The sequence below is a fragment of the Lelliottia sp. 489 genome, assembly GCF_050435885.1.
Lineage (GTDB): Bacteria > Pseudomonadota > Gammaproteobacteria > Enterobacterales > Enterobacteriaceae > Enterobacter > Enterobacter nimipressuralis.
Window position 1 is genome coordinate 31,530 of sequence record NZ_JBNDLC010000001.1, and the last position, 19,315, is coordinate 50,844.

Below are 19,315 nucleotides of genomic sequence, written 5' to 3' on the forward strand. Positions count from 1 at the left end.
AACCCCCCGCTTCGGCGGGGGGCAACGGTCAGACGTTTTTACGTTCGATGGTTTGCTCGCCCCAGAAGAGCGAGTCTTTGTCTGTTTTGTCGAAGGCACGGACCAGCACTTCATCGCTCCCGTCCTCCCAGATTTTCTCCGCCAGCTTCTCGTCATATTCCGCGACTTCAAAGATCGCCTCGGCAATTTCTGGAGAGGTATTGCGTAAACTTGCCCACTCACCGACGTGATGAGCTTTGGATTGTTGAGTTGGCATGCTTGTCCTCCTGTTGAGGTTAACCGTTCAGTTTTTTTGCGAGGCCCGCGACGTGCTCACCCTGATAACGGGCGATGGCCAGCTCTTCCTGGCTTGGCTGACGTGAACCGTCGCCGCCAGCAATGGTGGTCGCCCCGTACGGTGTCCCGCCGCGCACCTGTGAAACATCAAACAATTCTTGCGCACCGTAGCCAATCGGCACAATCACCATCCCGTGATGGGCAAGGGTAGTCCAGGTGGAGGTGATCGTCTGCTCCTGGCCGCCGCCGGTCCCGGTGGAGCTAAAGACGCTGGCCAGTTTGCCGTACAGTGCGCCTGACGCCCACAGCCCGCCGGTCTGATCCAGGAAGGTACGCATCTGCCCGGACATGTTGCCAAAGCGCGTTGGGGTACCAAAGATGATGGCGTCATAGTCGGCCAGCTCTTGCGGGGTTGCCTGCGGCGCATTCTGTGTTTTACCGCCCGCTTTTAGAAACGCCTCGGCGTTCATGGTTTCCGGTACGCGTTTCACCACGACCTCAACACCATCCACTTTACTTGCGCCTTCCGCCACCGCATGAGCCATGGTTTCAATGTGTCCATACATGGAATAATAGAGCACCAGAACTTTTGCCATCTTGCATCACTCCTCGATTGTGGTTTCTGGCAGCGAATCGCTGCGTTCTTTTAAAGATAAGACGCCACGGCCAGACTGCAAACCTGAAAGCCATTTCTTTGATTTATAACAAGATATCTAAGACGATTCCTTGTAGTAAAATGAAACATTTTTAAGAAATCGCGTTTTCTGAATGATAAGAGGAGCTTATTGGTCTCGCTTTCGCGATCTCACACGAATGGCTGATTTCATGTTGCAGAATATTACCGTTTACTGGCTGGATCGGCTCATTCCACTAAGCTTAGTTTCACGCGACGCAGACAAAGGTACTGACCTTGTGTCGTCAGGTGAAAGAATCCTCTTTTACTGAATGCAGTATGATGTCTAATGTTTCATATTCTGGAGGTTCGAGATGGCAAACCATCGTGGTGGGTCAGGTAATTTCGCTGAAGACCGTGACAGAGCATCAGAAGCAGGTCGTAAAGGTGGCCAGCAGAGCGGGGGCAACTTCAAGAATGACCCGCAGCGTGCATCTGAAGCTGGCAAAAAAGGGGGCAAAAACAGTCATGGGAGCAGTAATAAGAGTTAACGTCTCCCCATTTCAGTGTCACCCAACCTGAAATATCCCCCTGCCGCCGGGTTTCCCGGCGGTTTTTTCGTTTCATGACATTGAACTGTAACCAAAGCCATCGCACACTAGCGGATTGACTCTTGTTGCAGGTAGCTCATGTCCTCCTCTCGTTACGCCTTTTCCATCAAACCCCAGGAAGCGATCCTGATTCTGATCACCATGTTCTGGGGCGGTACGTTCCTCGCGGTGCAATACGCGGTGACGCTCAGCGATCCCTTTTTCTTCGTCGGGCTGCGTTTTGCCACGGCGGCGATTGCGGTGGCGCTGATTTCACTGAAAACCCTGCGCGGTCTGACCCTGAAAGAGCTACAGGCTGGAGTGGCGATTGGCGTTGCTATCGCGATGGGCTACAGCCTGCAAACCTGGGGTTTACAGACGATCCCCAGCAGCAAATCGGCGTTTATTACCGCGATGTATGTTCCGCTGGTGCCGCTGCTGCAGTGGCTGTGTCTGGGCAGAATGCCGGGGCTGATGTCCTGCATGGGTATTGTGCTGGCGTTTATTGGCCTGATCCTGCTAGCAGGACCGGGTGACAACCTGCTGGCGATGGGGCCGGGCGAAATCATTACGCTGATTGGCGCGGTGGCGATCGCGGCAGAAATTATTCTGATCAGCGCCTGGGCCGGAAAGGTCGACGTTAAACGGGTGACCGTCGTGCAGCTGGCAACAGCCTCAATAGTGGCCTTTATCGCGATGGTGCCTGCGGGCGAATCGGTGCCGCCAATGTCCACCGGGCTGGTGGTTGTGGCGCTCGGCCTGGGGATTTTCAGCGCCATTATTCAGGTGACAATGAACTGGGCGCAGCGCAGCGTTTCGCCCACGCGCGCCACCGTCATCTACACCGGTGAACCGGTCTGGGCCGGGATTTTTGGCCGTCTGGCGGGCGAACGCCTGCCACTGCTGGCGCTGTTAGGTGCGGCGTTTATCGTGCTGGGTGTGCTGGTCAGTGAGTTAAAGCTAAAAAAGAGACGTCGTGAAGAGGCCGATCTGACCCTCGAATAACGCGGTATTGCACCTGAAGCGCGGCCATTCACTCTGCCAGCGCTATCCTGTGCCGGGTAAGGCGACGCGCCATTACCCGGCACAAACCTTCTGTCAGGAATCCTGACGCACTACTTCAGCCTGGGTAACCTCAGCCGTGCGCCGGCTCAACAGCGCATTCAGTAAAATTGCGCCAAAGGTCGCCGTCCCAATCCCGCCCAGAGTAAAGCCGCCGAGCGTCAGCGCGAAATCCCCTGCGCCGAGCACCAGCGTTACGGCGACCATAATCAGGTTGCCGTTCTGGTTGAGATCCACGCGGTTCTGCACCCAGATGCGAGCGCCTGCCACGGCAATCAGACCAAACACCACAATCGACGCTCCGCCAATCACCGGCGCCGGAATGGTGTGGATCAGCGCCCCGAATTTCGGAGAAAAGCCCAGCAGCAGGGCAATCACCGCCGCGGCGACAAACACCAGCGTGGAGTAAACCTTGGTCACCGCCATCACGCCGATATTCTCCGCATATGTCGTCACGCCGCTGCCGCCCACGGCGCCAGAGAGCATCGTGGCCAGCCCGTCACCCACGAACGCGCGCCCCATGTACGGGTCCATGTTGCGCCCGGTCATTCCCGCAACCGCTTTCAGATGGCCTAAGTTTTCCGCTACCAGAATCACTGCGACCGGTGCGATAAGCATCATCGCCTGCCCGCTAAAGGTGGGGGAGGTAAGGTGCGGCAGACCAAACCAGGCGGCGTTTTGCACCAGCGTAAAATCAACCGGTTTACCCAGCCCCAGCACGCTGGTCATCAGGGCATACACCAGGCAGGCCGCAATCAGTCCCACCAGGATCAACAGCCGCTGAATCATTCCTCGGGTAAATACCGCGACCAGACCAATGCACAGCACCGTCACCGCCGCCATCCAGCTATCAAAAGACGAGCCGGAGACGCTTTTCACCGCGATAGGCGCGAGATTCAGGCCAATCGCCATCACCACCGCCCCGGTCACGACCGGCGGCATCAGGCGTTCGATCCAGCGGGTGCCGACCTTCATCACCACCAGCCCAATCAGGGTGTAGATAAACCCGCAGGCGATAATGCCGCCGAGGGCGATGCTGAGATTGGGGTTGATGCCCTGGCCGTTATAGCCCGTGGCGGCGATCACCACGCCGACAAAAGCGGCACTTGAGCCAAGGTAGCTCGGCACGCGCCCGCCAGTGATGAAAAAGAACAGCAGCGTGCCAATCCCCGACATCAGGATCGACAGATTCGGATCAAGCCCCATCAGAATGGGCATCAGCACCGTCGCGCCAAACATGGCGACCGCATGCTGAACCCCCATCACCACGGTGGGTATGACGGGAAGCCTCTCATCCGGCGCGACCACGCCGCGTTCAGTGGAGGTCGAGGTTAACTGCCAGTGGGGAAAACTGAACAAGGCCATGAGCTGTCTCCTTAAGGAGGGTTAACAGGCGGGTCGCAGGAGTGCGTGATAGCCGCGATCAAACCACACCAGTCCCTGCGGCGCGGGGTGGCGGGTAATGGAGACAATGTCGCAAAACAGAATGTCGTGGGTACCAACGCTGACCACCTGGCTGATGCGGCAGTCAAACGACGCCAGGGCCTCCTCCAGCCGTGGGCAGCCCGTTTCACCGATCTGCCAGTTTGCCGCCGCGAAGCGTTCCGCCATCGGAGTTTTCCCGCCGAACAGGTTAGACAGCGGCTCTTGTCCGGCGCAGAGGGTATTGACGCACAAGGTGCGGTTTTCGCTAAACGTCGGCCAGACGGACGCGCCGCGATTCAGGCACACCAGCAGCGTGGGCGGTGAGTCGGTCACGCTGCACACGGCGCTGGCGGTAAATCCCGCCTGTCCGGCAGGGCCATCGGTGGTGATGATATTCACCGCCGCGCCGACGCAGGCCATCGCGTCGCGAAAGGTTTGTTGATCCGGTACGCTCATGTTTGCTCCTTACGCCAGCCCGCAGGCATCTTCAAAGGTCAGACGCGGCAGCCGGGCATAGACTTTGCTCGCATCGCCATACCCGATATTGATCAGCAGATTGCTTTTCAGGCTGGTGCCGGTGAAAAAGGCTGCATCCACTTTTTGCGGATCAAAGCCGGACATCGGTCCGGTATCCAGCCCCAGAGCGCGGCAGGCGAAAATCAGATAGGCCGCCTGCAGCGAGCTGTTGCGAAACGCCGTCTCCTGAGCGAGTTCCGGACTGGTGGTAAACCAGCTGCGGGCATCGCCGTGGGGGAACAGTTCAGGTAAACGCTCATAAAATTCGCTGTCCCAGGCCACAATCGCCGTGACGGGGGCGGCGAGGGTTTTTGCCAGATTGCCGCTGGAGAGGGCCGGCGCCAGTTTTTCTTTGCCTTCGGGCGTGCGAACAAACACGATCCGCGCGGGGGAGCAGTTGGCGGAGGTCGGTCCCCATTTCATCAGGTCGTAAATCTCACGCAGCGTCTCATCGCTGACCGGAATATCCTGCCAGCCGTTGTGCGTTCGGGCGTCGGTAAAGAGCGTTTTCAGCGCGCTCGGGTTGATGGCTTCGCTCATGGCGGCTCCTTATAGCACTTTTTCACGCGTATGCAGCAGGCTGGCAAGCCCGTTCAGCAATAGCGTATTAAACGTATCGGGATCGGTGACGTTGCAGGCGTGTCCGCCCTGGCGCATCACCACTTTTTCGCTGAGGGGCAGCGCGGCGTGCAGCGCAGACGAACAGACGGCGGGCACCAGCAGATCGTCTGCGGAGCAAATCACCTGCACCGGGCAACGAATCCGAGCCGCATCCCGGCTAAAATCCGCCTGTTTCAGGGCCTGAAGCCGACGCAGCAGATTCGCTTTCCCCTGGAAGTGGGCGAGCGCCAGGGCCTCTTCGGCCTCCATGCGCGGGCCACGGGCCGCCATCCAGTCTGCGGGGTAGAGAAACAGGGGCTGCGCCTCCACCCAGGCCTGCGCGCCGCCCGCATGCAGCAGACGCTCGCGGATCTGAAAGCAGCGGCGGGTATGGGCGTTTAACGTTAGCCAGCCGTTGACGGACACCAGCGCGGTGAGCGCCTCAGGGTGATCGAGAGCTAACTGCAGGCCGACCAGCGCCCCCAGCGCGTGGCCTACCACGCAAAAGCGCGGAATGCCTGCCTCTGTCAGCGCCAGATACAGCTCCTGCGCCATCTGCGCGAGAGAATAGCCCTCGGGCAACGCCTCGGGATTATTCCCGGTCCCACGCTGGTCGTAGCACACCACCTGATACTCTTGCTCAAGCACCGCCAGCTGCGGCAGCCAGTAGCCTCCCGCGCCACCCAGCCCGGCAATGAGAACCACCACCGGCGCACCGGCGTACGGGGGCGGTGAAACGGATATTTTCATGGCAACCTCATTTTCCGATATGCGCAACGGTGGCGATTTCGACCAGCGCCTCGGGTTTTACCAGTCCGCACTGGATACAGAACCGTGCCGGTTTGTCGCCGGGGAAAAACTCGGCGTAGATTTCGTTAATCGCGGCGTAATTTTTCCAGTCGGTGATAAAAATGCTGTTGAAGGTCACGTCCTCCATCGTTCCACCCGCCGTTTCGATAACGCTCCTGATGGTCTCGAGAACGTGGCGGGTTTGCGCCTTTGGGTCGTCGGGATAGACCACGTTGTTGTGCTTATCAAACGGCAGCGTGCCGGAGACATACACCACGCCGTCGGCGAGCGTGCCGGGTACAAAGGGCGCAATCGGCGTGCTGGTGCCTGCGGGAATGATCACGGATTTCGGCATAGTGTGGCTCCTCAGGCGATACGGGCTAACGATGGCGGGGAGACGGCATCGCAAAACTCGGCGACGGTGCTGACCCAGCCAAAAAAGGTTTCGATATTGAACAGGGCGGCCTGCTGCGCGAACTCCGGCCCGGCCTGGTGCGTTGCGTCTGCCAGCACCACGCCGAAATACTCAAGGAAAAAGCCGTCGCGCAGGGTCGATTCCACGCAGACGTTGGTGGCGATCCCGGTGAAGACCAGATGGCGAATGCCTCGACTGCGCAGCAGGCTGTCGAGCGGGGTATTGAAAAAGCCGCTGTAACGCGGTTTGGGCAGCACGATATCGCCGGGCTGCGGCACCAGTTCATCCACCAGCTGGTAATCCCAGCCACCTTTTGCCAGCAGTTTTCCCTGTAGCTCCGGCTGCTTGCGCATGGTTTTCAGCGCGTTGGATTTGTGGAAGTTAGGCGAGCCGGGACCACCGGCTTCCACGTACTGATCGTCCCAGCCGTTCTGGAACCAGATAATGAGCATGCCCGCCGCGCGGGCGGCGGCAACGGCGGTGTTAATATTGTCGATTACCGGACGGGTGGCCGAGACATCAAATCCGGCCAGATCCAGATAACCGCCCTGGCTTGCGTAGGCGTTTTGCATATCCACCACGATCAGCGCGCTCTGCTCAGGCGCAAAGGTGATGGCTTCCGGGCGTGCGTGTAACGTCGTCATTACGCGACCTCCCTGGTGACGGCGGGAATATGTGCGCGGCACTGCATTAGCGACTGAATGCGCTCGCCAAAGGTTTCCACGCCGGTAAGGAAATCGTCAAAGGTCAGCAACACGCCTTCGGCACCGGGCACGCTGGCAACTTCATCAAGCATTCGCGCCACATTGGCGTAAGAGCCGACCAGCGTGCCCATATTGATGTTGACCGCGGAGGTCGGGTCCGCCATCTGGCGCACGTTGGTGTCCGATCCGGAACGCGTGTCTTTTTGGCTCTGTTCCGTCAACCAGCTCAGGGCTTCTTCATCGGCACCGGCTTTGTAATGCTCCCATTTCGCCCGCGCGGCCTCGTCGGTTTCGTCGGCGATCACCATAAACAGCACATAAGAACCGACCTCGCGCCCGGTCACTTCCGCCGCTTCTTTCATCCGCGCTGCAGTCGGCGCGAAGGCGGCCGGGGTGTTGACGCCTTTGCCGAAGCAGAAATTGAAATCTGCGTGCTGCGCCGAGAAGGCCATGCCTGCGTCGCTTTGTCCGGCGCAGATCACTTTCATCGGCGTGGAGGGCTGCGGGCTGACGCGGCAGTCGTTCATGGTGAAGTAATCGCCCTTGAAATCGCTCTTGCCGGTGCCCCACAGATCGCGCAGGACCTGCACGTACTCGGTAAGATAGTCATAGCGACGCGAGAAATACTCATCGCCCGGCCACAGCCCCATCTGCTCGTATTCCGGTTTTTGCCAGCCGGTCACCAGATTCACGCCGAAACGACCGCCGGAGATAGAGTCAATGGTCGACGCCATTCGCGCCACAATCGCCGGGGGCAGGGTGAGAGTGGCGGCCGTTGCGTAAATCTGAATGCGTGACGTCACCGCCGCCAGGCCTGCCATTAGGGTGAAGGACTCCAGATTGTGATCCCAGAATTCGGTTTTACCGCCGAAACCGCGCAGCTTGATCATCGAGAGCGCAAAATCGAAATGGTAATGCTCCGCCTTTTGCACAATGGCTTTGTTCAGCTCGAAGGTCGGCATGTACTGCGGCGCGTGGGAGGAGATTAGCCAGCCGTTATTGCCGATAGGGACGAATACGCCAATTTTCATCACGAACCTCTCTTCAACTCAGTGTGGGGTGAAAGTCAGACGTGGCGCTGCATCCTGCATTTCCTGTTCAGCCTCGTGATGGAGGTTTTGCAAAGGGAATGCCAGTTTTGAAAATGGCTTTGTTATTAGTGTGTTAACTGATGGTTGTTAAAAAGATGCCGGTAAAAGTGGACTAACTGGTCAAAAGCGATGCACACAAATCAGGCAGTTATGCGCGATTGAGGTGCAGAATGTCGTGAGAAGCGAGGGGTTTTGCTATGCTGAACGCACATCAACAAGGAGAGCAGGCATGACACAAGGCGCAGTGCAAACAGCAGGTAAACGTTCGCGGGCGGTGAGCGCCAAGAAGCAGGCCATTCTGAAAGCCGCACTGGAGACCTTTTCCCGGTTCGGCATTCATGGCACGCGTCTGGAGCAGGTGGCGGAGCTGTCCGGCGTGTCGAAAACCAATCTGCTCTACTACTACCCGTCGAAAGAAGCGCTCTATGTCGCCGTTCTGCAGCAAATTCTCGATATCTGGCTGGCGCCGCTGAAAGCGTTTCGCGAAGAACTGACGCCGCTGGTGGCGATCAAAGAGTACATTCGCCTCAAGCTGGAGGTCTCCCGCGACCATCCGCAGGCGTCGAAGCTGTTCTGCATGGAGATGCTGCAGGGTGCGCCGCTGTTGCAGGCGGAACTGACGGGGGATTTAAAGCAGCTGATCGACGACAAATCGGCCATCATTGCGGGCTGGGTGGCGAGCGGAAAGCTGGCGCCAATCGATCCGCAGCACCTGATTTTCATGATTTGGGCCTCGACCCAACACTACGCTGACTTTGCCAGCCAGGTTGAAGCCGTGACCGGAAAAACGCTCCAGGATGAAGCGTTTTTCCAGAGTGCGGTGGATAACGTGCAGCGTCTGATTATTGAAGGGATCCGTCTGCGTTAATTGCCTGGCGGCAGCGGGCAGCTTAAATCGCCTTCTTCGCATTGCATCAGCGAGGCCAGAAACGCCTCGCGCTCGACGGTTTTTTCCGTCATGCACTGATTAATGATCATTGGCTGGATGCTGCCGCCTTCGGTGCCGGAACCGGCAAAGGCGCAGTCGGCATCACGCAGTCCAATCCACGCCTGCTGAGCCTTTTTCAGTAAATCACGCTGGGGCGCGGCAGCACGCTTCATCACGTCCTGGTACGTCTGATTCAGTTTTTTATCTGCCGCCTGATATTGCTGGGCGGTGCAGGTGTTCAGATCGGTCTGGGTGGTCGCACTGGCACACTCATCCGCCAGCGCGTTAGCGCTGAAGAGCAATACCGCGCCGGCAATCAATACTCGTTTCATTTTACCCTCCGTATAAAAAAGCCGGACGCGCTACGCTTATCCGGCCTACGGGTTCATTGTAGCTATACGATTAGCCGATTGTCATCAGGCTGGCGTTACCGCCTGCGGCCGCCGTGTTGACGCTAAGAGAGTGCTCAACGTACAGACGCTCCAGCAGCAAATTGGTTTCACCGCGCGCGAAGCCCTGCACCGACACAATCGCGCCATCGCGCGCCGCTACTTGCTCGCACAGCTCACGCAGCTGATCGGAATCGCCGTGGTAAATCACGGCGTCGAAGGCCTGCGTGGTGATCACGTCCGGTTTCGCGAAGGTGATGCGCGCAGACACCTCTTTCGGCAGCTGTTTGGCGAGATCGCGGTGCAGGCCGTCTTCTGGCCACAGCACTTCACAGCCCGTTGCCGCAGCGGCAGCCAGCTGGACCAGCGCGTCCTGGTCGTTGTCGGCGATGCACAGCACGCGCTCGCGCGGCATCAGCGTCCAGGTGTTGCGCTCACCGGTTGGGCCGGGCAGCAGACGCTGAGTACCGGCCTGAGCCTGTTCGCCATACTGTTGGCACAGGGCGTGCAGTTCCGGGCGTTTTTCCGCCCATTTGGTCAGCGCCTCCAGCGGCTGAGTCAGCAGCGTTTTCAGCTGCGCATCCACCGGACGTTCCGCATCCTGACGTGCCAGGGTCACGCCGAGGGCGTTCTCGGGACGGTTCGCCAGCAGACGATAGAGATAGAGCGGGCCACCGGCTTTCGGACCGGTGCCGGACAAGCCTTCGCCGCCGAACGGCTGCACGCCGACTACCGCGCCCACCATGTTGCGGTTGACGTAGAGGTTGCCGACTTTCGCGCTGCCCGTCACCTGAGCGATGGTTTCGTCGATACGGGTATGCACGCCGAGGGTCAGGCCGTAGCCGGAGGCGTTAATCTGATCGACCAGCGCCTCGAGGTTGTTGCGGCTGTAGCGCACCACGTGCAGCACCGGGCCGAAGACCTCTTTTTTCAGCTCGTCAAAGCTGGAAAGCTCAATCAGCGTCGGCGCAATAAAGGTGCCGGTGTTCCATTCGCGGGCGTCTTCGCTGTTCTCGCGAACCGCCTGGAAGACCGGACGGCCTTTGGCACGCATCGCCTGAATGTGCTGTTCGATATTGGCTTTGGCTTCGGCATCAATCACCGGGCCAATGTCAGTGGTCAGTCGGCCTGGGTTACCCATCCGGCATTCTGCCATCGCACCGCGCAGCATTTTCAGCGTGTGGTCGGCGATATCATCCTGCAGGCACAGCACGCGCAGGGCGGAGCAACGTTGTCCGGCACTGTCGAAGGCTGAGGCCAGGACGTCCACCACCACCTGTTCGGTCAGGGCGGAGGAGTCGACGATCATCGCGTTCATCCCGCCCGTTTCGGCGATCAGCGGCGTCGGACGCCCCTGCGGATCGAGACGGGTGGCGATGTTACGTTGCAGCAGCGTTGCCACTTCCGTGGAACCGGTAAACATCACACCGCGCACGCGGTTGTCAGAGGTCAGCTGAGCGCCGACGGTTTCACCGCGCCCCGGCAGAAGCTGTACCACGCCTGCCGGAACACCGGCTTCAAGCAAGATCTGAATACCCTGAGCGGCAATCAGTGGCGTCTGTTCAGCGGGTTTCGCCAGCACGCTGTTACCGGCGGCAAGCGCGGCAGCAATCTGGCCGGTAAAGATCGCCAGCGGGAAGTTCCACGGGCTGATACAGACCACCGGACCCAGAGGGCGGTGAGTTTCATTATCGAAGTCGTTGCGTACCTGACCGGCGTAGTAGTGCAGGAAGTCGACCGCTTCGCGCACTTCGGCGATGGCGTTGCTGAAGGTTTTCCCGGCTTCGCGCACCAGGATGCCAATCAGCTGTTGCATTTGGCCTTCCATCAGCACGGCGGCGCGTTCGAGGATCGCGGCACGCTCCTGCGGCGGCGTTGCGAACCAGATTGGCGCATTGTTGACGGCGTTTTCCAGCGCCAGCTCGACTTCCTGGGCGGTGGCTTCGCGGGCAAAACCGACGATATCTTTCGGCTCGGCCGGGTTGATTACCGGCTGCATGTCGCCTGCGTCCACGGGCTGTTCGAGAATCGGCTTCGCCTGCCATTTCTGCAGGGCGCTGTTGAGCAGGGCGGAGGAGAGGGACGCCAGACGGTGTTCGTTCGCCAGGTCCAGGCCCGCTGAGTTGGTGCGATCGCTGCCGTACAGCTCACGCGGCAGGGCAATTTTCGGATGCGGCAGGCCGAGCTGGCCCTCCTGGGCTGCCATTTTTTCCACGGCCTGCACCGGATCGGCAACCAGTTCATCGAGCGGCAGCGTGGTATCGGCAATACGGTTGACGAAGGAGGTGTTCGCGCCGTTTTCCAGCAGACGACGCACCAGATAGGCAAGCAGCGTTTCGTGTGTGCCAACCGGAGCATAGATACGGCACGGTCGGTTCAGTTTGCCTTCTGCCACTTTACCAGTGACCTGTTCGTACAGCGGTTCACCCATGCCGTGCAGGCACTGGAACTCGTACTGGCCCGGATAGTAGTTTTGCCCGGCCAGGCTGTAGATCGCCGCCAGCGTATGGGCGTTGTGGGTGGCGAACTGCGGGTAAATCAGGTTCGGCACGTTAAGCAGTTTTTTCGCACAGGCGAGGTAAGAAACGTCGGTATAGACCTTACGGGTGTAGACCGGATAGCCTTCCAGCCCGTCCATCTGCGCACGCTTGATTTCGCTGTCCCAGTAGGCGCCTTTCACCAGACGGATCATCAGGCGACGGCGGCTGCGGGAGGCGAGGTCGATCAGATAATCAATCACAAACGGACAGCGTTTCTGATAGGCCTGAATGACGAAGCCGATACCGTTCCAGCCCGCCAGCTCTGGCTCGAAGCACAGTTTTTCCAGCAGATCGAGGGAGATCTCCAGGCGGTCGGCCTCTTCGGCATCGATGTTAATCCCGATATCGTACTGGCGCGCCAGCAGGGTCAGGGATTTCAGGCGCGGGTAGAGTTCATCCATTACGCGATCGTACTGAGCGCGGCTGTAGCGTGGGTGCAGGGCGGAGAGCTTGATGGAAATCCCCGGCCCTTCGTAAATGCCGCGCCCGTTCGAGGCTTTACCAATCGCGTGGATCGCCTGCTGGTACGAAACCATATAAGCCTGGGCATCGGCGGCGGTCAGGGCCGCTTCACCGAGCATGTCGTAAGAGTAGCGGAAGCCTTTCTCTTCCAGCTTGCGGGCGTTGGCCAGCGCTTCGGAGATGGTTTCACCGGTGACGAATTGCTCGCCCATCAGACGCATCGCCATATCCACCCCTTTGCGGATCAGCGGTTCGCCGCTCTTACCGATAATGCGGTTCAGGGAGCGGGAAAGGTTGGCTTCGTTATGGGTGGAGACCAGTTTGCCGGTAAACAGCAGGCCCCAGGTGGCAGCATTGACGAACAGCGACGGGCTGCGGCCAATGTGCGAGTGCCAGTTACCGTTGCTGATTTTGTCGCGGATTAATGCATCGCGCGTGGCTTTGTCCGGAATACGCAGCAGCGCTTCCGCGAGGCACATCAGCGCCACGCCTTCCAGCGAGGAGAGGGAGAACTCCTGCAGTAGCCCCTGCACCATACCGGCGCGACCACTGGCGGATTTCTGATTACGCAGTTTGTCGGCGAGCTGATATGCCAGGCTGTGCGCCTGGGATGCAATCGGCTCCGGCAGACGGGCCTGCTCCAGCAGCATCGGCACGGCGTCGGTTTCGGCGCGACGATACGCGGCGGTGATCGCGGCGCGGCTCACGGACTGCGGCAGGATCTGCTCGGCAAAGTCGAGGAACGGCTGGTGGTTCTCTTCGGCGATGGCGGCGGCGTCTTCGCTTTCGTTGGCGGCACCCGCCAGCAGGGCAGGCAGTTCCGGTAAGTCGTCTTCGTTTTCCAGACGTTCCAGATAATTAAAAATGGCCTGTTTAATCAGCCAGTGCGGCGTGCGGTCAATGCGGGTTGCAGCGCTCTTAATCCGTTCGCGGGTCGCGTCATCCAGCTTAACCCCCATGGTGGTCATGCCCATGCCAGTAACTCCTGTTGATCTTTAGTGATGTTCGTTCGTTAGCGTGAAATATCCACCATGTTGCAACTTTGTGCAACCGTGTTAAATGTGACCTGGACTGCAAGCTGAAAAATGAATGGATTGTTAACGATAAGTAAGCTGGTAAATACGATGAGATTCTGCGTGTGAGGCCAGTTTTTATGCGGCACTTAACACTTTTAAAAGGTGCAACCCGTAAAAGCGTGAGCGAGTGCAACCTATACGAAAGACCTATAAATCCAGGGATGAATTTGATGTAAATGCAGTGTTAAATCATTTGTGCATGTGGAGCGCTTACGGCAGGATACGCGCGCCCAACCGAAATACACTCATGATTATCACGTTCCGATAATCGAATAATAAGGCAGCCCGGACGGCTGTCGCTCGATATTTTTGGAGATTTTAAATGGCTATTAGCACACCGATGCTGGTGACATTTCTCGTTTATATTTTTGGCATGATCCTGATAGGGTTTATTGCATGGCGTTCGACCAAAAACTTTGACGACTATATTTTAGGTGGGCGTAGTTTAGGGCCCTTCGTGACCGCGCTGTCAGCGGGCGCATCCGACATGAGCGGCTGGCTGCTGATGGGGTTACCGGGCGCGATTTTCATCTCCGGGATTTCCGAAAGCTGGATTGCTATCGGCCTGTGTATCGGGGCATGGATTAACTGGAAACTGGTGGCCGGTCGTTTGCGTGTTCACACCGAAGTGAACAACAACGCGCTGACGCTACCGGACTATTTCACCAGCCGTTTCGAAGATAAAAGCCGCGTGCTGCGTATCATCTCCGCGCTGGTGATCCTGCTGTTCTTCACCATCTACTGTGCGTCCGGGATTGTCGCCGGGGCTCGTCTGTTTGAAAGCACCTTCGGCATGAGCTATGAAACCGCACTCTGGGCCGGTGCTGCAGCCACCATCCTTTACACCTTCGTCGGTGGCTTCCTGGCCGTCAGCTGGACGGATACCGTGCAGGCGAGTCTGATGATTTTCGCCCTGATTCTCACCCCGGTGATTGTGATTATCACCGTCGGCGGGTTTGGCGATTCGCTGGAAGTGATCAAGCAAAAGAGCATTGAAAACATCGATATGCTCAAAGGGCTGAACTTCGTGGCCATCATCTCACTGATGGGCTGGGGCCTGGGCTACTTCGGCCAGCCGCACATTCTGGCGCGTTTCATGGCGGCGGATTCTCACCACAGCATCGTGCATGCGCGTCGTATCAGTATGACGTGGATGATCCTGTGCCTGGCGGGTGCGGTCGCGGTCGGCTTCTTCGGCATTGCGTACTTCAATAACAACCCGGCGCAGGCGGGGGCGGTGAACCAGAACGCCGAGCGCGTGTTTATCGAGCTGGCGCAGATTCTGTTTAACCCGTGGATTGCCGGGATTTTACTGTCGGCGATTCTGGCGGCGGTGATGTCGACCCTGAGCTGTCAGCTGCTGGTCTGCTCAAGCGCTATCACAGAAGATCTGTACAAGGCCTTCCTGCGTAAAGGCGCGAGCCAGAAAGAGCTGGTGTGGGTCGGACGCTTTATGGTGCTGGCGGTGGCGCTGGTCTCTATCGCGCTGGCTGCAAACCCGGAAAACCGCGTGCTGGGCCTGGTGAGCTACGCCTGGGCGGGCTTCGGTGCGGCCTTTGGTCCGGTGGTGCTGTTCTCTGTACTCTGGTCACGCATGACCCGCAACGGCGCGCTGGCGGGGATGATCATCGGTGCGGTGACGGTTATCGTCTGGAAACAGTTCGCGTGGCTGGGCCTGTATGAAATCATTCCAGGCTTTATCTTCGGCAGCATCGGGATTGTGGTGTTCAGCCTGCTGGGTAAAGCGCCGTCGGCGGCTATGCAGGAACGTTTTGCCGAAGCGGATGCGCATTACCACACGGCACCGCCGGTAAAGTTACAGCCTGAATAAGCGTTAACAGGTGTTCAAAGCCGGGTAAGGCGTCGCCGCCGCCCGGCTTTTTTTTGTCAGAACTGCACGCAGACCGGCTGATCAACGCGCATCACCGACTCCTGTGCAAACCGTGATTTGTAGATCCCGCGTAATGCTTCGATATTGCTCTCGCTCTGAGCATCTTTCCCGTGGATCAGCATCAACGCTTTGCTTGGCTCACGCGCCACTTTCCCGTCATTGCCCAGCCATTGTCCGCGCGCATCAAACACCGTTAAGCCATCGCGAAAACGCGGCGTTACGTCCTGATCGACAAACTGCTGCCACTCCTGCCCGGTGATGGCGGCACCCGCCGGACGATTCAGACCGAAATAGAGCGTGGTTTGCTGCATCTGGTTATCCACTTTGCAGGTGGCATCAGGAGCCGTATGCGAGGGGGCGTTACAGCCTGCCAGCATGAAAAGTGCGGCAACCATAAGCCCTGTTTTGATGGTCATTGTTCGCTATCCTCATTGTTATTGTTGCAAGAAAAAGCCGGGTGGCGCTAACGCTGACCCGGCCTGCATATCATCTGTTCGACAACAGTGTTAAAGCACCAGCCCCGCAAAACTTGCCGACAGCAAGCTCACCAGCGTCGCGCCGTACACCAGACGCAGACCAAAGCGAGATACCACGTTGCCTTGTTTCTCGTTCAGCCCTTTGATCGCCCCGGCCACGATGCCGATAGAGGCAAAGTTGGCGAACGACACCAGGAAGATAGAGAGAATGCCCAGCCCGCGCGGTGTCATTTGACCGGCAATTTTTTGCAGCTCAATCATCGCCACAAATTCATTCGCCACCAGTTTGGTCGCCATAATACTGCCCGCGTTCAGCGCATCACTCAGGGGAATGCCCACCAGCCACGCCAGCGGATAAAACACATAGCCGAGGATCTGCTGGAAGCTCATTCCAAACAGGTTGGAGAAGAGGGCGTTGACGGCGCTAATAAGGGCAATAAAGCCAATCAGCATCGCCAGAATAATCATCGCCACTTTAAAACCGGCCAGAATATACTCGCCCAGCATCTCAAAGAAGCTCTGGGATTCGTGCAGTTTTTCCAGTTTGATTTCCGGCTCGGCTTCCGGGCTTGCCGGGTTAATGACCGACAGAATAATAAAGGTGCTGAACATATTGAGGATCAGCGCCGCGACCACGAATTTCGCATCGAGCATGGTCATATAAGCGCCGACGATCGACAGGGAAACGGTGGACATCGCCGTCGCCGCCATGGTGAACAGACGACGAGACGAGAGATCGCCGAGCACCCCTTTGTAAGCAATGAAGTTTTCCGACTGGCCGAGAATCAGTGAGCTGACGGCGTTAAAAGATTCCAGCTTGCCCATGCCATTCAGTTTTGACAGCAGGGTGCCGATCAGACGAATAAAAATCGGCAGAATTCGCCAGTGCTGGAGAATACCGATCAGGGCAGAAATAAAGATAATCGGACACAACACGCCGAGGAAAATGAACGCCAGCCCTTTTTCACCCATTCCGCCAAAGACAAAATTGGTGCCTTCAGCGGCAAATTTCAGCAGGGATTCAAAGAAACCGGAGACATATTTAATCACGAAGAGACCGCTTTCGGCGTGCAGGAAAAAGAACGCCAGCGCAATTTCAATCACAATAAGCTGTAAAACATAACGAATACGAATTTTTCGGCGGTCGAAACTCACCAGCCAGGCGAGCGCGAGAATAATGACCAGCGCCAGCAGGAAATGAACAAAGTTATACATTTTGAATTTTCAGCAGGTAAACGAAGCGCTTATTTAGCCATAGGGCACGGGAACCGTAAATGGGCATTTACGTTATAAGTTATATACATAACGGTAACGATCGTAACTATTAACCGGCGATGGATTTACAACTGGTCATCAAAACCTGACACAATTCGCTTGTTTTTCTTTCTGCCGTAATGATAATCACTATCACAGTTATTTACCTTTCTTTGCACCAGTTGACCGCGATAAACATTTAAGGTGTCGGCATGTTTGTTCCATTTCTCATTATGTTACGTGAAGGGCTTGAAGCGGCCTTAATTGTCAGTCTGATTGCCAGCTACCTGAAGCGCACCCAGCGCGGCCGTTGGATTGGTGTGATGTGGATTGGCGTCATTCTCGCCGCCGCACTCTGTTTAGGTCTCGGGATCCTGATTAACGAAACCACCGGTGAATTCCCGCAAAAAGAGCAGGAGCTGTTCGAAGGGATCGTGGCGGTGATCGCCGTGGTGATCCTCACCTGGATGGTGTTCTGGATGCGCAAAGTCTCGCGTAACGTCAAAGTGCAGCTGGAGCAGGCGGTCGATCACGCGCTGCAAAAGGGCAACCACCACGGCTGGGCGCTGATTGGGATGGTCTTTTTCGCCGTCGCCCGCGAAGGGCTGGAGTCAGTCTTCTTCCTGCTGGCGGCGTTCCAGCAGGACGTAGGGATCTGGCCGCCGCTCGGCGCGATGCTGGGGCTCGCCACCGCGATTGTGCTTGGGTTCATGCTCTACTGGGGCGGCATTCGCCTGAACCTTGGCGCGTTCTTCAAATGGACCAGCCTGTTCATTCTGCTGGTCGCCGCCGGGCTGGCGGCAGGGGCGATTCGCGCTTTCCACGAGGCGGGCCTGTGGAACCACTTCCAGGACGTTGCGTTCGATTTCAGTAATACGCTCTCCACCCACTCTCTGACCGGCACCCTGCTCGAAGGCATCTTCGGCTATCAGGAAACGCCGAGCGTCAGCGAAGTGGCGATGTATTTCATCTATCTCATTCCGGCGCTGGTGCTGTTCTTTATGCCATCACGCCCCAGTACTCAGCCGTCGCGTACTGCGCCCTGAAGTGCTTCGTGTTGTTTATACATACTTTTAGAAAGGGAAGGGTCATGGCAATTCAATTTCGACGTACTGCATTACAGGCAGGTGTGGCAGCGCTGTTTGCGTATGCATTCTCAGCGGGCGCGGCAGATGTTCCTCAGGTGAAAGTCACCGTGAACGATAAACAGTGTGAGCCGATGACCATCACGGTCAACAGCGGTAAAACCCAGTTTATCATTCAGAACCATAGCCAGAAGGCGCTGGAGTGGGAAATCCTCAAAGGCGTGATGGTGGTGGAAGAGCGTGAAAACATCGCGCCAGGCTTTACCCAGAAAATGACGGCTAACCTGCAGCCGGGCGAATATGACATGACCTGCGGCCTGCTGACCAACCCGAAAGGCAAGCTGATCGTCAAAGGCGAAGCCACGGCGGATGCGGCGAAAGGCGAAGCACTGCTGAGTCTGGGCGAGGCGATCACCGCCTATAAAGCCTACGTGACCAAAGAGACCGCCGACCTGGTTGCCGGTACTAAAGCCTTTACCGACGCGGTAAAAGCGGGTGATATTGAGAAAGCCAAATCTCTGTACGCGCCAACGCGCCAGCACTACGAGCGTATCGAACCGATTGCCGAGCTGTTCTCTGACCTCGACGGCAGCATCGACGCCCGTGAAGATGATTACGAGCAGAAAGCCGCCGATCCGAAATTCACCGGCTTCCACCGTCTGGAGAAAGCGCTGTTTGGCGATAACTCCACCAAAGGGATGGAGAAGTACGCGGAGCAGCTGAATACCGACGTGCTGGATCTGCAAAAACGCATTAGCGAGCTGGCTTTCCCGCCGTCAAAAGTGGTGGGCGGCGCGGCTGGCCTGATTGAAGAAGTGGCGGCCAGCAAAATCAGTGGCGAAGAAGATCGTTACAGCCACACCGACCTGTGGGACTTCCAGGCGAACGTAGACGGCGCGCAGAAGATTGTAGACCTGCTGCGTCCGCAGCTGCAGAAAGACAACAGCGAACTGCTGGCAAAAGTGGATGCCAACTTCAAGAAAGTGAATACCATTCTGGCGAAGTACCGTACCAAAGACGGGTATGAGACTTACGACAAATTGACGGACGCCGACCGGAATGCGCTGAAAGGGCCAATCACGACGCTGGCGGAAGATCTGGCACAGCTGCGTGGCGTACTGGGTCTGGACTAA

The 19,315-nt window shown here is 57.7% G+C and carries 19 protein-coding genes; 6 read left to right on the top strand and 13 right to left on the bottom strand.

Annotated features, from left to right (window positions below; all coding sequences use genetic code 11):
- Nucleotides 1–28: 28 nt before the first annotated feature.
- The gene (locus tag ABIE11_RS00180; protein WP_100780661.1) at nt 29–256 is read right to left on the bottom strand and encodes a YccJ family protein; all 228 of its coding nucleotides are present in this window, start codon (nt 254–256) and stop codon (nt 29–31) included.
- A 19-nt stretch (nt 257–275) separates the two neighbouring features.
- Entirely contained in the window at nt 276–872 is a 597-nt protein-coding gene (wrbA, locus tag ABIE11_RS00185; protein WP_100780660.1) for an NAD(P)H:quinone oxidoreductase, read from the bottom strand.
- A gap of 391 nt (nt 873–1,263) precedes the next feature.
- Here wrbA and ABIE11_RS00190 point away from each other — a divergent pair, with 391 nt between their 5' ends.
- Together ABIE11_RS00190 and ABIE11_RS00195 are read left to right on the top strand one after the other, a co-directional pair.
- Entirely contained in the window at nt 1,264–1,440 is a 177-nt protein-coding gene (locus ABIE11_RS00190) for a general stress protein (RefSeq protein ID WP_100780659.1), read from the top strand.
- A 138-nt stretch (nt 1,441–1,578) separates the two neighbouring features.
- Complete coding sequence (locus tag ABIE11_RS00195; protein WP_429183491.1) at nt 1,579–2,484, top strand: DMT family transporter; 906 nt, start codon at nt 1,579–1,581, stop codon at nt 2,482–2,484.
- A 93-nt stretch (nt 2,485–2,577) separates the two neighbouring features.
- Here ABIE11_RS00195 and rutG read toward each other — a convergent pair whose 3' ends face one another.
- Genes rutG through rutA form a run of 7 tightly spaced genes read right to left on the bottom strand, consistent with a single transcriptional unit; the run spans nt 2,578 to nt 8,021 of the window.
- A complete protein-coding gene (gene rutG, locus ABIE11_RS00200) occupies nt 2,578–3,906 on the bottom strand; it encodes a pyrimidine utilization transport protein G (RefSeq protein ID WP_429183493.1) in 1,329 nt (442 codons plus the stop codon).
- A gap of 21 nt (nt 3,907–3,927) precedes the next feature.
- Complete coding sequence (rutF, locus tag ABIE11_RS00205; RefSeq protein WP_102105574.1) at nt 3,928–4,422, bottom strand: NADH-dependent FMN reductase RutF; 495 nt, start codon at nt 4,420–4,422, stop codon at nt 3,928–3,930.
- 9 nt (nt 4,423–4,431) lie between these two features.
- A complete protein-coding gene (locus ABIE11_RS00210; RefSeq protein WP_194513303.1) occupies nt 4,432–5,022 on the bottom strand; it encodes a malonic semialdehyde reductase in 591 nt (196 codons plus the stop codon).
- Between the two features lie 9 nt (nt 5,023–5,031).
- Nucleotides 5,032–5,832: a pyrimidine utilization protein D gene (rutD, locus tag ABIE11_RS00215; RefSeq protein WP_429183495.1), complete on the bottom strand. Its 801-nt coding sequence runs from the start codon at nt 5,830–5,832 to the stop codon at nt 5,032–5,034.
- Nucleotides 5,833–5,839: 7 nt separating this feature from the next.
- Nucleotides 5,840–6,226 carry a pyrimidine utilization protein C gene (rutC, locus tag ABIE11_RS00220; protein WP_100780653.1) on the bottom strand — a complete coding sequence of 129 codons (387 nt, stop codon included), beginning with the start codon at nt 6,224–6,226 and terminating at the stop codon, nt 5,840–5,842.
- Nucleotides 6,227–6,237: 11 nt separating this feature from the next.
- Nucleotides 6,238–6,930, bottom strand: a complete 693-nt coding sequence (rutB, locus tag ABIE11_RS00225; protein WP_102105571.1) for a pyrimidine utilization protein B — start codon at nt 6,928–6,930, stop codon at nt 6,238–6,240.
- Complete coding sequence (gene rutA, locus ABIE11_RS00230) at nt 6,930–8,021, bottom strand: pyrimidine utilization protein A (RefSeq protein ID WP_429183496.1); 1,092 nt, start codon at nt 8,019–8,021, stop codon at nt 6,930–6,932. Before rutA ends, rutB begins: the two co-directional genes overlap by 1 nt.
- A gap of 289 nt (nt 8,022–8,310) precedes the next feature.
- Here rutA and rutR point away from each other — a divergent pair, with 289 nt between their 5' ends.
- Nucleotides 8,311–8,949 (top strand): HTH-type transcriptional regulator RutR, encoded by a 639-nt coding sequence (gene rutR / locus ABIE11_RS00235; RefSeq protein ID WP_100780650.1) that lies wholly within the window; start codon nt 8,311–8,313, stop codon nt 8,947–8,949.
- Here the strand turns inward: rutR and ABIE11_RS00240 are convergent.
- Both ABIE11_RS00240 and putA read right to left on the bottom strand, forming a co-directional pair.
- Nucleotides 8,946–9,341 (bottom strand): lysozyme inhibitor LprI family protein, encoded by a 396-nt coding sequence (locus ABIE11_RS00240; RefSeq protein WP_409255672.1) that lies wholly within the window; start codon nt 9,339–9,341, stop codon nt 8,946–8,948. The genes rutR and ABIE11_RS00240 overlap by 4 nt on opposite strands.
- 70 nt (nt 9,342–9,411) lie before the next feature.
- Complete coding sequence (gene putA, locus ABIE11_RS00245; protein ID WP_429183498.1) at nt 9,412–13,374, bottom strand: trifunctional transcriptional regulator/proline dehydrogenase/L-glutamate gamma-semialdehyde dehydrogenase; 3,963 nt, start codon at nt 13,372–13,374, stop codon at nt 9,412–9,414.
- 424 nt (nt 13,375–13,798) lie between these two features.
- On the opposite strand from putA, the gene putP reads away from it, so the two are divergent.
- Entirely contained in the window at nt 13,799–15,307 is a 1,509-nt protein-coding gene (gene putP / locus ABIE11_RS00250) for a sodium/proline symporter PutP (RefSeq protein WP_100780647.1), read from the top strand.
- A gap of 56 nt (nt 15,308–15,363) precedes the next feature.
- On the opposite strand, the gene ABIE11_RS00255 is transcribed toward putP, so the two are convergent.
- Both ABIE11_RS00255 and ABIE11_RS00260 read right to left on the bottom strand, forming a co-directional pair.
- Complete coding sequence (locus ABIE11_RS00255) at nt 15,364–15,783, bottom strand: DUF3574 domain-containing protein (protein WP_102105567.1); 420 nt, start codon at nt 15,781–15,783, stop codon at nt 15,364–15,366.
- Between the two features lie 90 nt (nt 15,784–15,873).
- Complete coding sequence (locus ABIE11_RS00260; RefSeq protein WP_429183501.1) at nt 15,874–17,058, bottom strand: NupC/NupG family nucleoside CNT transporter; 1,185 nt, start codon at nt 17,056–17,058, stop codon at nt 15,874–15,876.
- A gap of 251 nt (nt 17,059–17,309) precedes the next feature.
- Between ABIE11_RS00260 and efeU the strand changes: the two genes are divergently transcribed.
- Together efeU and efeO are read left to right on the top strand one after the other, a co-directional pair.
- Nucleotides 17,310–18,143 carry an iron uptake transporter permease EfeU gene (gene efeU, locus ABIE11_RS00265; RefSeq protein ID WP_100780644.1) on the top strand — a complete coding sequence of 278 codons (834 nt, stop codon included), beginning with the start codon at nt 17,310–17,312 and terminating at the stop codon, nt 18,141–18,143.
- Between the two features lie 44 nt (nt 18,144–18,187).
- The gene (gene efeO / locus ABIE11_RS00270; RefSeq protein WP_100780643.1) at nt 18,188–19,315 is read left to right on the top strand and encodes an iron uptake system protein EfeO; all 1,128 of its coding nucleotides are present in this window, start codon (nt 18,188–18,190) and stop codon (nt 19,313–19,315) included.

Excerpts from the sequence above, each read along its gene's own strand:
- rutF (WP_102105574.1), bottom strand. The coding sequence starts at position 4,422 with ATGAGCGTACCGGATCAACAAACCTTTCGCGACGCGATGGCCTGCGTC.
- efeO (WP_100780643.1), top strand. The coding sequence starts at position 18,188 with ATGGCAATTCAATTTCGACGTACTGCATTACAGGCAGGTGTGGCAGCG.
- ABIE11_RS00195 (WP_429183491.1), top strand. The coding sequence starts at position 1,579 with ATGTCCTCCTCTCGTTACGCCTTTTCCATCAAACCCCAGGAAGCGATC.
- ABIE11_RS00260 (WP_429183501.1), bottom strand. The coding sequence starts at position 17,058 with ATGTATAACTTTGTTCATTTCCTGCTGGCGCTGGTCATTATTCTCGCG.
- rutD (WP_429183495.1), bottom strand. The coding sequence starts at position 5,832 with ATGAAAATATCCGTTTCACCGCCCCCGTACGCCGGTGCGCCGGTGGTG.
- wrbA (WP_100780660.1), bottom strand. The coding sequence starts at position 872 with ATGGCAAAAGTTCTGGTGCTCTATTATTCCATGTATGGACACATTGAA.
- rutG (WP_429183493.1), bottom strand. The coding sequence starts at position 3,906 with ATGGCCTTGTTCAGTTTTCCCCACTGGCAGTTAACCTCGACCTCCACT.
- ABIE11_RS00240 (WP_409255672.1), bottom strand. The coding sequence starts at position 9,341 with ATGAAACGAGTATTGATTGCCGGCGCGGTATTGCTCTTCAGCGCTAAC.
- ABIE11_RS00180 (WP_100780661.1), bottom strand. The coding sequence starts at position 256 with ATGCCAACTCAACAATCCAAAGCTCATCACGTCGGTGAGTGGGCAAGT.
- rutR (WP_100780650.1), top strand. The coding sequence starts at position 8,311 with ATGACACAAGGCGCAGTGCAAACAGCAGGTAAACGTTCGCGGGCGGTG.
- ABIE11_RS00255 (WP_102105567.1), bottom strand. The coding sequence starts at position 15,783 with ATGACCATCAAAACAGGGCTTATGGTTGCCGCACTTTTCATGCTGGCA.
- putP (WP_100780647.1), top strand. The coding sequence starts at position 13,799 with ATGGCTATTAGCACACCGATGCTGGTGACATTTCTCGTTTATATTTTT.
- ABIE11_RS00190 (WP_100780659.1), top strand. The coding sequence starts at position 1,264 with ATGGCAAACCATCGTGGTGGGTCAGGTAATTTCGCTGAAGACCGTGAC.
- rutB (WP_102105571.1), bottom strand. The coding sequence starts at position 6,930 with ATGACGACGTTACACGCACGCCCGGAAGCCATCACCTTTGCGCCTGAG.
- efeU (WP_100780644.1), top strand. The coding sequence starts at position 17,310 with ATGTTTGTTCCATTTCTCATTATGTTACGTGAAGGGCTTGAAGCGGCC.
- ABIE11_RS00210 (WP_194513303.1), bottom strand. The coding sequence starts at position 5,022 with ATGAGCGAAGCCATCAACCCGAGCGCGCTGAAAACGCTCTTTACCGAC.
- rutC (WP_100780653.1), bottom strand. The coding sequence starts at position 6,226 with ATGCCGAAATCCGTGATCATTCCCGCAGGCACCAGCACGCCGATTGCG.
- putA (WP_429183498.1), bottom strand. The coding sequence starts at position 13,374 with ATGGGCATGACCACCATGGGGGTTAAGCTGGATGACGCGACCCGCGAA.
- rutA (WP_429183496.1), bottom strand. The coding sequence starts at position 8,021 with ATGAAAATTGGCGTATTCGTCCCTATCGGCAATAACGGCTGGCTAATC.